Here is a 13,400-nt window from a genome sequence, read left to right as displayed (position 1 = left end):
TTTTTATTTCGTATCCGCGCCCGGCTTCGGCTCCAGCACGAGCGGAAACGTGACTTCGAACACGCTGCCGTGCCCTTTCGTCGACTGGAAGCGCAACTCGCCGTCGAGCGCGCGCGACAATTCCTTGACGATGGCAAGCCCGAGCCCCGCGCCGGGAATATCGTCATCGGCGGCGCGCTCGAACTCTTCGAACACGCGCTCCTGATCCGCCGCGCCGATGCCCACGCCCGTATCGGCGACGAGCAGCTTCCAGCGCGCGTCGGCCACGCCGGTGATCGACAGCACGATCTCCCCCGACGACGTGTACTTGATCGCGTTCGACAGCAGATTCAGCGCGACCTGCTTGACCTTCAGCCGGTTCGACGTCACCACGCCGAGCGCCGGGTCCAGATGGCCGACGAGCTTCAGCCCCTTCGCCTCGGTCGAGACGCGGCAGGCCTGCATCAGTTCGTCGAAGAGTCCGACGAGATCGAAGGCTTCGACGGTCAGCGCCGAATCGTCGCCGAGCACTTTCGAGTATTCGACCATTTCGTCGACGAGCGTCGCCATGTCCGCGACCTGCCGGTTGGCGAGGCCCAGCGCCGTTTCGCGCTTCGCGGGCGAGCGCGAAGCGAGTTGCAGCGCCGTCGAGAAAACGTTCAGGAAATTGCGCAGATCGTGCGCGACGCGGCGGGTGATCTGCATGCGCGTTTCGTAGAGATCGCTGATCAGCTTTTGCCTCAGCGTCAGTTCGAAGTTCGCGCGCTCCAGCATGCCGGTGTATTCGTCGATCTTGCGGTCGCGTTCGCCGATCGCCTCGCGAATCGACGCGAGCGTCACGAAGCTCAAGACTTCGTCGGTCATGAGGCGGGCGTGCTCTTCGTCGGCGCGGGCAAAATCGTCGTGCGTGGCGGCGTAATCGCCGATGGCGAGCAGCAGCACCTGACGGAACAGATCGAGCTCGCGCACCAGTTCGTCGACACGATAGCCCTGCTGCCAGCGCCATTGGCCGTGCTGGCGCGCATCGCGTTCGATCGCGCCTTCCTGATCGCGCAGATTCCGCGATTCCAGCACGATGCAGATTTCATCGAAGATGCTCGGCAGGTGATCCGCAAGCTGCCGATAGGTGAGTTGGTCGGAATGTTCGACTTCCTGATCGCCGAACACGAGTTTCATCCATCGTTCGGTGAGCGCGTGTTGCTGCTCGCGCAACGCGGCCACGAGACCGCTCAATCCGCCGACTGACGTATCGCTCATCTGCGAGTTCCCGATTGCTTGAGGCGCCGGACGCGGCGCGCGTGGTGATCGTGATATGCAGTCGAAAGCCATGCCCCGATGCCGCCTGGAGCCGCCCGTAGACGCTTCGCCAGTATAGGCCCGATGCCTGCGCGGAAAGCGCATATCCGAGTGTTCTTCTTGATTTTGCGACGCGCGCCGGATTCAGCGTTCCTTTCATAGTTCGCCGCGGCTCACAGCGCGAATTCATTTTACGCTGCGAGCGCACGCGTTCAGAATCGCGGCTGTCTTCACAAAAAAACCGATTGCGGAGTTCCCCATGTCAGACTGGCAAGCACGGCAATACACGCTTTTCGAAGCGCAGCGCACGCGCCCCGTGCGCGATCTCCTGAGCGCGGCTCAGCCGGACACCGCACGCACGGCGGTGGATCTCGGCTGCGGCCCCGCCAATTCGACCGAAACGCTGCTCGACTTCGCGCCGCACGCGCAGGTGATCGGCGTCGACAATTCCGCCGACATGATCGATGCGGCGAAAAAGCGTCTGCCGGCCGTGCGTTTCGAACTCGCCGATATCGCCGCGTGGCAGACCGAAAGCGCCGTCGATCTGATTCTCGCGAATGCGTCGCTGCAGTGGGTGCCGGACCACGATGCACTATTGCCGAAGCTCGTCGGCATGCTCTCGGAAGGCGGACGGCTCGCCGTGCAGATGCCCGACAATCTCGACGAGCCCGCGCACCGGCTGATGCGCGAAGTCGCCGCCGACGGCCCCTGGCGCGACAAGCTGAAGGGCGTGGAACGCACCGCGCGCTATCGCGCCGAATGGTATTACGCGCTGCTCAAGCCGCTGTGCGCGCACGTCGATGTGTGGCGCACGACGTATCATCATCCGCTGCAAGGCGGCGTCGATGCGATCATCGAATGGTTCAAGGGCAGCGGGCTGCGTCCGTTTCTCGCGAAACTCGACGAAGACGAGACCGCCGCGTATCTCGCGCGCTATCGCGCCGGCCTCGAAGCGGCGTACACGGTCTTCGACGACGACACCGCGCTCCTGCCCTTCCCGCGCATTTTCATCGTCGCGACACGCTGAACGCGTGTTTCAGTGCGGCCGGCTCTGTTCGCGCAGCATCTGCACGAACTGCCGCGCCGCCGGCGACAGCGCGCCGCCCTTGCGCGTGACGATGCCGTAGGTCTGCGATTTCGATTTCATGCGCACCGGCAGGATGCGCAGCAAGCCGTGACGCTCGAAGACCTTCGCGACGCTCGCGGGCAGGATCGACACGAGTTCGGCACTCTCCCGCAACAGCGTCACGGTCATGAGCGGCGAGGCGGTCGAAATGGGATTGGCGGGCATCGGCAGGCCAGCGAGATCGAGTTCGCGTTCGAGCAGCGCACTCATCGGCATATAGCTCGGATACGTCACCCAGCGGTAGTGCGCGAGATCGTCGAAACCGACTTCGCGCGCGCCCGTGCGCTCGTGGCCATGCCCGACGACGATGCAAAGCGGCTCGTCCGCCAGCGGCTGATAGTGATATTTCGACGGCTGATCCGACACGCTCGATCGGCCGATCACGAGATCGACGCGGCCGTCGTCGAGCATCGGCAGCATCCGCGCGCTCGTATCCTCGACCACCTCGATGGCGAGATCAGGATGCTTCGCGTGCATTTCATTGACGATGGGCGCGACCACGTCCGGCACCGCGCCCATGATCGTGCCGACCGTCAGACGCCCGCCCGTGCCCGCGCGAATCTGCGCGACTTCCTGACACAGCGCGTTCAGATCGGCGGCGAGCACGCGCGCATAGCGCACGACGCAGCGGCCGAACGGATTCGGAATCAGTCCGGTTTTCGCACGTTCGAAAAGCGGCGCTTCCAGCATGGATTCGAGCTCCGCGAGCGCCTTGCTCGCGGCGGATTGCGTGATCGACATCGCGCTCGACGCCTTGTGCAGCGATTTGTGATCGTCGAGCGCGATCAGCAATTGCAACTGCTTCATGCGCAGCCGCGACATGAGCACGTCCAGCGTGTTCTTCATAAAGCGGGTGATTCCCAAAAGCGATCATGCGATGGAAAGGTTTCACTATACAGGCGCGCCAGCCAGGCCGTATAGTCGGGCAAGGTGGCAGTCATCGTACAACTGCCCGCTCGACACATTTCAAGCAAGGACGAGACAACATGCAACTCACTGGCAACCTGCTCATCGGTCAGGAATCGGTCTTCGGCTCGAACGGCGCGATCAAGGCCGTCAACGCCTCGACCGGCGCGGCCATCGAACCGGCTTTCGGCGGCGCGACGCTCGCCGATCTCGACCGCGCCTGCGCGCTCGCGTGGACCGCATTCGACGTGTATCGCGAGACCGCGCCCGAAGCGCGCGCCGCGTTCCTCGAAACGATCGCGCAGAACATCCTCGATATCGGCGACGACCTGATCGAGCGCTGCATGATCGAAAGCGGCCTGCCGCGCGCGCGTCTCGAAGGCGAGCGCGGCCGCACGGTCGGCCAGTTGCGCATGTTCGCGGACGTGGTTCGCAACGGCGATTTCCTCGGCGTGCGCATCGATCCGGCGCAACCGGAACGCAAGCCGCTGCCGCGCGTGGATCTTCGCCTGCGTCATGTCGGCGTCGGCCCGGTGGCGGTGTTCGGCGCGAGCAACTTCCCGCTCGCGTTTTCGGTCGCGGGCGGCGATACGGCGTCGGCGCTCGCCGCCGGCTGCCCGGTCATCGTCAAGGCGCACTCGGCGCATCCGGGCACGGCGGAGCTCGTCGGGCGCGCGGTGCAGAAGGCCGTGAAGGATTGCGGCATGCCTGAAGGCACGTTCTCGCTGCTGTTCGACAGCGGCCGCGACGTCGGCCAGGGTCTCGTGGCGGACAACCGCATCAAGGCGGCGGGCTTCACCGGCTCGCGCGGCGGCGGCACGGCGCTGATGAAGATCGCGGCGGCACGCGCCGAGCCGATCCCCGTCTACGCGGAAATGAGCAGCATCAACCCGGTCCTGCTGTTCCCGAACGCGCTCAAGAACCGCGCGGAAGGCATCGCGAAGGCGTTCGTCGGCTCGCTCGTGCTCGGCGCGGGCCAGTTCTGCACGAATCCGGGGCTGATCCTCGCCGTCGACGGCCCGGATCTCGAGACGTTCATCGCAGCGGCCTCGGCGGCGCTGAACGAAACCGCCGCGCAGACGATGCTCACGCCGGGCATCTGCAAGACCTACCAGAGCGCCGTGTCGCGCGCCGCCGGTCATGAAGGCGTGACCACCGCCGCGCGCGGCGTCGAGGCGAAGGGCGAGAACCAGGGCCAGTCGGCGCTGTTCGTCACCACCGCCGACGCCTTCCGCAAGAGCCACGAACTGCAGGAAGAAATTTTCGGCGCGTCGTCGCTCGTCGTGCGCTGCCCGGATCTCGCGACGATGCTCGCGCTGGTCGAATCGCTGGAAGGCCAGTTGACGTCGGCGCTGCACATCGACGAAGCGGATCACGCCGACGCCCGCGGCTTCCTGCCCGCGCTCGAACGCCGCACCGGCCGCATTCTGGTGAACGGCTTCGGCACCGGCGTGGAAGTCGGCCACGCGATGGTCCACGGCGGCCCGTACCCGTCCACGGCGGATGGCCGCTCGACCTCGGTCGGCAGCCTCGCGATCAACCGCTTCCTGCGCCCGGTGAGCTATCAGGATCTGCCGGACGCGCTCCTGCCCGACGCGCTCAAGACGGACAATCCGCTCGGCCTGAACCGCCGCATCGACGGCAAGCTGCAACTGGCCAAGTAAGCCTTTCTCCGGTCCAGTCGCTACGGCCCGCGGCGCGAGATTTCGCGCCGCGGGCATTTTTACGTCTGCCCGGCGGACGAAAAGCGCTGATTCCGGACGACGATTCGGAAACCTTATCGATTTTAGCCCGCCTTTTTCCTGCCGCCAGCATCCCGCCGTTGGCGCGCTACAACGCCCGGCCGCGCGCGAGAATCGCTTTGGCATCAGTGGGTTATCCGGCCGCCACGCTCCCTTGTCGTCTAACGGCTAAGGATTGGCGGTTCACTACCGCCGGCGCCATCCCAAAATGTCAGAAACATCGTGAGCGAGACGCCTCGCGCTTTGCGCCGTACCAGGCGCGCCGCGCAGTGGTGTAGTCGCTTAAGATCGCGGTCCGGAATAGGTGCGAAAGGCAATTGACGTCCGATAGCGGTTGAACCATAGTCGGAATGTCGTTTCCCGCCAGCGCCCATCGCAAGCGAGGAAACAAAACGAAGGATTGCTGCCGCGGGACCGCGTCCCTGCGACTACGCGCGACTCGGCGCGCATTGGCCACGCGAAATCGGCAAGCTCACGCAAACGTCCTTCGAGGGCTCCAGCATGACCACGCGTCTGACGTTTCCCGCATCCATGTTCTCCGTCGTCTGCCAGCGGTGCGGCAGCACGGTGCGCAAGAACGCCGACAGTTGCCCCAATTGCGGCGCCGACCGCAGCGCCGCGTTCGGCCAGAAGCGCGAGGCCCGCGCCGAGAAACCGCGCGCACCCATTTTCGACGAGGCGGCCGCGCCGCTGGCGTCCGCTTCGGCTTCCGCTTCCGTTTCCGCATCTCATGCTTCCGGCTCGATCGGCGGGCGGGGAGAGGCGTCCGAGCGCGTCGAGCCGGGCCTGCGCTCGCGCTGGACGGAGCGCGCGAGCGAGCGCATCGCCCAGAAAGCGGCGGAATATCGCACGCGCCGCGCCGAGGAATCCGCGCGCAACGCCTACGCCGAATCCAGCAACGATCCCGACGCCCTGCCCGGCTCCGACCGGTGGAGCCAGAAGAAGACGATCATCGCGGGCGCATGCGGGCTCGTCCTCGTGCTCGGCGCGATGTTCTACTACCAGCTCGGCGATTCCGATCACGTCGGCACGCCGTCCGCCGAACACAGCGTCTCGGGCGCGATCGACTCAAAGGTTGGTGCGCTCGTGCGCGGCGCGACGGACACGTCCAGCACCTCCGTCATGCCGACGGCGCCCGTCACGGCCGAGCGTCACGCACCGGCCGACACCCGCACGGCCAGAGCCAGTTCCGGCGATGCGCTGCAAGACGTGCGCTTCGCGCTCGATCAGCACGACCTCGCCAGCGCCCGCGCGTTGCTCAAGGTCCTGCCGGCGCAGCAGCAGGCGCGGGCCGAGTACGAAACCCTGAAGGACGAGCTCGTCAAGCGCGAAGCGCAGCGCGACGCCGCGTTGCAACTCGCGCGCGCGTGCGAGCGGACGTCCGCGTGGGCGTGCGTGCAGCAGAATGCGGGCGAGGCGCTCGCGCTCGACGGCAGCAACATCGAATCGCAGGCGATGCTCGAACGCGTGATCTCGCATGCGGGCTGGCTCGCCCCGACGGCGGCCGCCGCGCTCGCGAAGAAGATGCCCGGCGCCGGGCCTGCCGCGGGCGACACGGCGAACACCGCCGCCGCGGCTGCGCCAAGGGCCGGCGCAGCGGCTCCCGCGCCCGTTCCCGCTCAGGCAAACGTTGCAGCGGCCGCGCCGAGCGCGAAACCCAACGCCTTCGCGCAGAAACCCGCGGCGGAACGCCGGCCGGGGCAACGGAGCGCCGCCGCCGCGCGCCAGGCCGAAGAAGATGCGCGCGCGGATAAGATTGCGCGGGGCCAGGCGGCGACCGACGCGCTCACCGCGACGATCATGCCGCCGCCCACCGTCGCGACGACGATGACGCCGCCGCCCGCGCCCGCCGCGCAGGCACCCCGGCCGGCGACGCCATCGGCGCAGGCTGCGGCGCCATCGTCACCGCAGCCTGCGGCGAAGAGCAACACGGCGCGCGCACCCTACTACCTGGGCGATGAAGAAGCGCAGCCGTCCGCTTCGGCCAACGCCCGAAGCGCGAATCCACGCGCGCCGTACTATCTCGGCGACGAGGCCGCGCAGCCCGCGCGCCCGGCCAACTCGCGCGGCGCGTATTACCTGGGCGAAGATCCGCCGCAACCGTCCGCGCCCGCCCCGCGCGCCTCGGCGCCGCGCGCGGCCCAGCCCGCCAACCAGAGCAGCGCGCTGCCGCCTTCCACTTCGACGATGCAGGCCGCCGTGCCGCGCACGCCCGCGGCCAGCGCGCAGCCGGCCGCCCAGACGGCCACCGCGCAGCCGCAGCGCGTTCCCGTCGTCAGCCAGCCCGGCACGCCGGCGGCCGCCGCCCCGCGCGCCACGCAGCCGGCGGCCGCCGCGGCGACGTCGCCCCAGTTCGCCGCCATGCCGGCGGGCTCGCATATTGACTCCGACAAGACCGAGGAGCTCGAACGCGCCATCAAGCAATACGGCTGGAGCGGCGGCGAATCGACGCCGAAGCCGTCGCGTTAAAAATAAAGAACGACGCAAGAACAAGTACATACAGAGACAACCGCACGGCAGGCACACACGTCACGCAGCTTCGCGTGCCAACGCATGTGAATGACCGGGCATGAGCAGATTGCGCGCGCCGCGAAGGGTCAACCGTATCGCGCGAGTTTAAAAAGCACCCGTTCCAACTCCGATTAAAGGGTCAATCATGTTCACCAGGAAAGACATGCGCAACGCCGCACGGGGCGCGCTGGCGCTTCTCGCCATCGCCGGGCTGATCGGCGCGACATCGAGCTTTGCCGCCGATCCGATTCCCTACAAGATCACGACGGGCCAGGAACGCGGCACGTATATCCAGATCGGTCAGGATCTGTCGAAGTACGTGGCCGAGCCGGCGGGCATCGAACTGGAGGTGCTGCCCTCGAAGGGATCGGCGGAAAACGTGCAGCGCATGCGCTACGAGCCCGGCGTGAAATTCGCGCTCGTGCAGTCGGATGTGTATCAGGCATACATGGACATGGCGACCTCGGGCAACACCGACGCCGGCAAGATCATCAAGCCGCTGCGGCTCATCATGCCGCTCTACGACGAAGAGATTTACTTCGTCGCACGCGCCGATTCGCCGATGAAGTACATCCACGAGATCAAGGGCAAGAACATCAGCGTGGGGCCGATCGGCAGCGGCACGGCGCAATCGGCGGAAACGCTGTACCGGCTGATGTTCGGCGAGCCGATCGCCGAGGCCAGCGAGCAGCATCTGAACAACGAGGATTCGCTCGCGCGGCTGATCGTCGGCAAGATCGATGTCGCGGTGATCGTCGCGGGGCAGCCGGCCAAGCTCTTTCAGGACATGAATCCCGAGTTGCTGAAGCAGATCAAGCTGCTGCGCCTCGATTCGGCCGCGCAGGAAACCGCGCGCGCCAAGCAGACGTATTTCCCGGCGACGATCCGCACGACGAGCTATCCGAACTGGATTCAGGAAGACACGCCGACACTCACCGTGAAGGCGTTTCTCGTGACCTACGACTACGGTTTGCGCGGCACGGTCGGCGCGCTGTCGAAGTTCGCCGATTCGCTGTGCACGAACTTCGACACGCTGCAGGCGCAGGGCCATCCGAAGTGGAAGCAGGTGCATCTGGAATTGCCGCCGCTCACGAAGGGCTGGAAATACTATCCGCCGATGGAAAAGCACTTGCGCGCGTGCATCGCGCAGCGCAATGCGGCGGCGGATCAGTCGCAGAATCCGACGCGCAGGGTCGCGACGCGTCAGCAGGACGCCACCACGCAAAAGCCGAAGAAGGAAAGCTGCACCGCGCAGGAAAAGCTGCTGTTGCTGTGCGATCAGTGATGGTGGAGCGTTCGAGGTGAGCGCGGGGCGTCATCCCGCGCTCTTTTCAGCCGCCCTGATCGAATACCGCCTCGCAAAACCCCACGCCATCCTCCGTCAGCCACGCGCTGCCCGTCCCTTCCTCGCTCGTCCGCACCTCGACCAGCCCGCCTTCCGCCAGCGCGGTCAATAGCCGCCGCAGCGCGCTCATCGGCAGGCCGGACTGCTTCGCGAGCTTCGCCAGCGACCACGCGCGCGCCGGCGTTTCGCCGTGCGCCCGCCAGAGCTGCGCCAGCACGGCGACGAGCGCCGGATCGATGTCATCGTTCACTTGCATGCTCCTTCACGAGCGCGCCCAGCCGCTGCAGCGCGGCCTCGCTCTGTGCTGTCCACGGATAACTGTAATTGAGCCGGATGAAGTGGCTGAACGCATTGCGCGTCGAAAACATATAGCCCGGCCCCACGGTGATGCCGCATTCGAGCGCCGCGCGATAAAGCCGCATCGAATCGACGCGCTCCGGCAACTCGACCCACAGCACGTAGCCGCCCTGCGGCGCCGACATGCGCGTGCCCGCCGGGAAAAAACGCTCGACCATCGCGCTCATGATGCGCGCCTGCTGGCGATACAGCTTGCGCACGCGCCGCAGATGCCGATCGTAGCCGTCCTGACGCAGATAATCCGCGATCGCGACCTGCGGCACCGATGGCGTCGTCAGCGTATTGAGAAACTTGAGCTTCTCGACCTGCGCGCGATACCGCCCCGGCATCGCCCAGCCGATCCGGTACGACGCCGTCAGGCTCTTCGAGAAGGACGCGCAATGCAGCACGAGCCCTTTCGTGTCGAAGTTCTTGAGCGCCGACGGCCGCGCATCGCCGTAATAAAGCTCGTGATAGACATCGTTTTCGATGACGGGAATCTCGTGCGCCGATAACAGTTCGACGAGCCGCCGCTTGCGCTCGTCCGGCATCTGAAAGCCGAGCGGATTCTGAAAGTTCGGCATCACCATGCACGCGGCGATCTTTCTGCGCGCGATGATCTGCGCGAGCGCATCGATATCGATGCCCTCCGCCGGATGCGTCGGCACTTCGATCGCGCGCATGCCGAGGCGCTCGATCGCGTGCAGCATCGCGTAATACGTCGGCGATTCGACCGCGACCGTATCGCCCGGTTTCGCGACCGCCTGCAGGCTCAGGTTGATCGCCTCGGTCGCGCCGACGGTGATCACGATCTCCTCCGGGTCCACCGGCACGCCGTTTTCCGCATAGCGCCGCGCGATCTGGCGAATCAGTTCGCCATTGCCCGGCGGCAGATCGTCGATGAGATTCCAGGTCGCATGCCGCCGCGCGATCGCGTTCGCGTACTGGTTGATGCGCCGCCACGGAAACGGCTCGGGATCGGGATACGGCGAGCCGAACGGCACGGCGTCATGCGCGCGGATGCTGCGCAAGGTCGAGAGCACGAGCCGGCTCACATCGACTTCCGACGCCACCGCCAGCGCGCGCGCCGGGCGCTTCGGCTCGGGCTTGAGCGTCGCGAGCGTCGCGCGCACGAAGTAACCGGACTGCGGGCGCGTCTCCAGAATGCCGCGGCTTTCCAGAATCGCGTACGCGTGCAGCACCGTCTTGATGCTCACGTCGTGCTGCTGACTGGCCTGCCGCACGGACGCGACCTTCTCGCCCGGCGCGAATACGCCGCGGCGCACGGCTTCCTCGATTTCGTCGGCGAGCTTCTCGTAGAGCTTCAACGCGCGTTTTCCTTTCTGATCGATATGAGTCGCAGTCTATGTCAAAACGTCGCAACTGTATCCCTCTGATTTCGCATTTTCTGTGCGCCGCGCTCGATTCGGAACACAGTACGCTTCGTTCATCGCTTGCTCCGTCTTGAACCAACGCCATGAAGAAGCCTGAAGTCCGCGTCGAACCGCGCATCGAGCCCTACACGCATCCCGCCGCCGGCTGGGGCGCGCTGAAGCAGGTCGCCATCAATCTCGTCAAGGAGCGGGTCGCGGGCGGCAACTACCGGACGCTCTTCAAGCAGAACCAGCCCGACGGCTTCGATTGCCCCGGCTGCGCGTGGCCGGACCGCGAGCACGCATCGACGTTCGAGTTCTGCGAAAACGGCGTGAAGGCCGTCGCCGCCGAGGCGACGAGCAAGCGCGTCACGCCCGCGTTCTTCGAAGCGCACACGGTGGCCTCGCTGATGACGCAATCGGACTACGAGCTGGAGCAGCACGGACGGCTGACCGATCCGCTCGTCTACGACGCGAAGCGCGACCGCTATGTGCCGATCGAATGGGAGCAGGCGTTCGAGCTGATCGCCTGGCATCTGAAAAAGCTTCACGACCCGGATCAGGCCGCGTTCTACACATCGGGCCGCGCGAGCAACGAAGCCGCGTTTCTGTATCAGTTGTTCGTGCGCATGTTCGGCACCAACAATTTCCCCGATTGCTCGAACATGTGCCACGAAGCGACGAGCCGCGGCTTGCCGCATACGGTGGGCATCGGCAAGGGCACGGTCACGCTCGACGACTTCGAGCACGCTGACACGTTGCTGCTCTTCGGCCAGAATCCGGCGACGAACCATCCGCGCATGCTCGGCGAATTGCGCGACTGCGCGAAGCGCGGCGCGACCATCGTATCGATCAATCCGCTGAAGGAGCGCGGCCTCGAACGCTTCGCGAGCCCGCAGCACCCGCTCGACATGCTTTCGCCGAAGGGCGTGAAGATCAGCTCGGTGTTCATCCGTCCGAAAGTGGGCGGCGACTTCGCCCTGATCAAGGGCGTCGCCAAGCGCGTGATCGAACTGGATGACGCCGCATTGGCCGCCGGCGCGCAACGCGTGCTCGATGTCGAATTCATCGCGGAACACACGGTCGGCTTCGACGCATTCGCCGACGACCTGCGCGCCGAAAGCTGGGATGCGATCGTCGCGGAATCCGGCGTGGACATGGACGGCATCCTCCAGCTCGCCGATATCTACGCGAAGGGCCGCGCCGTCATCGCGACATGGGGCATGGGCCTCACGCAGCACAAGAATTCCGTGCCGACGATTCAGCTTCTGTCGAACCTGATGATGATGCGCGGGAATATTGGCCGGCGCGGCGCGGGGCTATGCCCGGTGCGCGGCCATTCGAACGTGCAGGGCGACCGCACGGTGGGCATCGAGGAAAAGCCGGCGCAGGCGTTTCTCGACCGGCTCGGCGCAGCCTACGATTTCGCACCGCCGCGCGAGCATGGCTACGATGTGGTCGACACGATCCACGCGATGCTCGAAGGCAAGGTGAAGGTGTTCATCGGCCTCGGGGGCAATTTCTCGATCGCGACGCCCGACACGCCGCGCACCTGGGAAGCGATGCGCGCGTGCGATCTCACCGTGCACATCACGACGAAGCTCAATCGCAGCCATCTCGTGCATGGCCACGACGCACTCATTCTGCCGACGCTCGGCCGCACTGAAATCGACATGCAGAACGGCGTGCCGCAAGGCGTGAGCGTCGAGGATTCGATGAGCATGGTGCACATCTCCTACGGCATGAACAAGCCGGCCTCGCCCAACCTGCTTTCCGAAGTGGCGATCGTCGCGCGCATGGCGGATGCGACGCTCGGCTCCGGCAAGGTCGACTGGCTCGCGCACGCGAACGACTATGCGCTGATTCGCGATGGCATCGAGAAAGTCATCGACGGCTTCGAGCGCTATAACGAGCGGCTGAAGCAGCCCGGCGGCTTCCATCTCGGCGTAGCCTCGCGCGATCGCGTCTGGATGACGCCGAGCGGCAAGGCGCAGTTCATCGTGCACGAGATCGCGTTCGATACGCCGATTCACCGCGCCCGCGCCCTTCACGGCGAGCGCCTGATGACGCTCATGACCACACGCTCGCACGATCAGTACAACACGACGATCTACGGTCTCGACGATCGCTACCGCGGCGTGTATGGGCAGCGGCACGTTCTGTTCGCGAATCGCGAGGATATCGATATGCTCGGCTTCGAGCCGGGCGAAGTTGTGGATATTACGAGCGTGTGGGACGACGGCGTGCAGCGCCGCGTGCACGGCTTCACGCTGGTCGAATACGACATTCCGCGTGGCTGCCTCGGCGCGTATTACCCGGAGACTAACCCGCTCGTGCCGCTTTCGTCGGTCGCGGATGGCGCCGGTACGCCGACGTCGAAGTCCATTCCCGTGTTGTTGACGCGCTCCCGTCAGGCCGTGGCTGCCTGAAAACGCCGCTTGCCGGTCCGCCGCAAAGCGCATGCAGACGCGCCTTCTGCCGCCGGCGGATGCGGCGTTCGAGCGCCTTCGCGCCGCTGAACCGGCGATCGACGAATGCGCCCAGCGTAGCGAGAATCGCGACCCATGCGATCAATCCGGCCGCAACGCTGTTGAGTTCGCTGCTGAACCACACGCCGCCCAGCATGGCGGCGGCAAACACGAGCATGACCATGACGAACGGCGGGCACTGCTCGTTTTCGAAGTGGGCCACACCGGTCACGCCCGTGCTCAGCCGATAGCCACTCATGGAATAAGTATCAACAGAACGATTCATTCCGTTCTCCAAACTGTTTCAGGTACTTGTAA

The 13,400-nt window shown here is 65.7% G+C and carries 9 protein-coding genes; 5 read left to right on the top strand and 4 right to left on the bottom strand.

The window, feature by feature from the left end; all coding sequences use genetic code 11:
• Nucleotides 1-3: 3 nt before the first annotated feature.
• Nucleotides 4-1,236 carry a sensor histidine kinase gene (locus AWB70_RS15385; protein ID WP_053569088.1) on the bottom strand — a complete coding sequence of 411 codons (1,233 nt, stop codon included), beginning with the start codon at nt 1,234-1,236 and terminating at the stop codon, nt 4-6.
• Nucleotides 1,237-1,534: 298 nt separating this feature from the next.
• Here AWB70_RS15385 and tam point away from each other — a divergent pair, with 298 nt between their 5' ends.
• Entirely contained in the window at nt 1,535-2,302 is a 768-nt protein-coding gene (gene tam / locus AWB70_RS15380; protein ID WP_053569087.1) for a trans-aconitate 2-methyltransferase, read from the top strand.
• Nucleotides 2,303-2,311: 9 nt separating this feature from the next.
• Here the strand turns inward: tam and AWB70_RS15375 are convergent, their stop codons facing one another.
• Nucleotides 2,312-3,247 (bottom strand): LysR family transcriptional regulator, encoded by a 936-nt coding sequence (locus AWB70_RS15375; RefSeq protein ID WP_053569086.1) that lies wholly within the window; start codon nt 3,245-3,247, stop codon nt 2,312-2,314.
• A 140-nt stretch (nt 3,248-3,387) separates the two neighbouring features.
• Between AWB70_RS15375 and AWB70_RS15370 the strand changes: the two genes are divergently transcribed.
• The 3 genes from AWB70_RS15370 to AWB70_RS15360 all read left to right on the top strand — a co-directional run bounded on the left by AWB70_RS15370 (nt 3,388) and on the right by AWB70_RS15360 (nt 8,845).
• A complete protein-coding gene (locus tag AWB70_RS15370; protein ID WP_053569085.1) occupies nt 3,388-4,971 on the top strand; it encodes an aldehyde dehydrogenase (NADP(+)) in 1,584 nt (527 codons plus the stop codon).
• A gap of 579 nt (nt 4,972-5,550) precedes the next feature.
• Nucleotides 5,551-7,518 (top strand): zinc ribbon domain-containing protein, encoded by a 1,968-nt coding sequence (locus tag AWB70_RS15365; protein WP_053569084.1) that lies wholly within the window; start codon nt 5,551-5,553, stop codon nt 7,516-7,518.
• A gap of 187 nt (nt 7,519-7,705) precedes the next feature.
• Nucleotides 7,706-8,845 carry a TAXI family TRAP transporter solute-binding subunit gene (locus AWB70_RS15360; RefSeq protein ID WP_063177198.1) on the top strand — a complete coding sequence of 380 codons (1,140 nt, stop codon included), beginning with the start codon at nt 7,706-7,708 and terminating at the stop codon, nt 8,843-8,845.
• A 46-nt stretch (nt 8,846-8,891) separates the two neighbouring features.
• On the opposite strand, the gene AWB70_RS15355 is transcribed toward AWB70_RS15360, so the two are convergent.
• On the bottom strand, nt 8,892-9,161 hold the full coding sequence (locus tag AWB70_RS15355) for a helix-turn-helix domain-containing protein (protein WP_053569270.1): 270 nt from the start codon (nt 9,159-9,161) through the stop codon (nt 8,892-8,894).
• Entirely contained in the window at nt 9,145-10,569 is a 1,425-nt protein-coding gene (locus AWB70_RS15350) for an aminotransferase-like domain-containing protein (RefSeq protein ID WP_014250557.1), read from the bottom strand. The genes AWB70_RS15355 and AWB70_RS15350 overlap by 17 nt, the downstream gene beginning before the upstream one ends.
• 149 nt (nt 10,570-10,718) lie before the next feature.
• On the opposite strand from AWB70_RS15350, the gene AWB70_RS15345 reads away from it, so the two are divergent.
• On the top strand, nt 10,719-13,043 hold the full coding sequence (locus tag AWB70_RS15345) for an FdhF/YdeP family oxidoreductase (RefSeq protein WP_053569083.1): 2,325 nt from the start codon (nt 10,719-10,721) through the stop codon (nt 13,041-13,043).
• Nucleotides 13,044-13,400: the final 357 nt, after the last annotated feature.

The organism is Caballeronia cordobensis (genome assembly GCF_001544575.2).
Classification (GTDB): domain Bacteria; phylum Pseudomonadota; class Gammaproteobacteria; order Burkholderiales; family Burkholderiaceae; genus Caballeronia; species Caballeronia cordobensis.
Note: the sequence above shows the minus strand (reverse complement) of the source record. Positions and strands in the feature narration are given on the sequence as shown.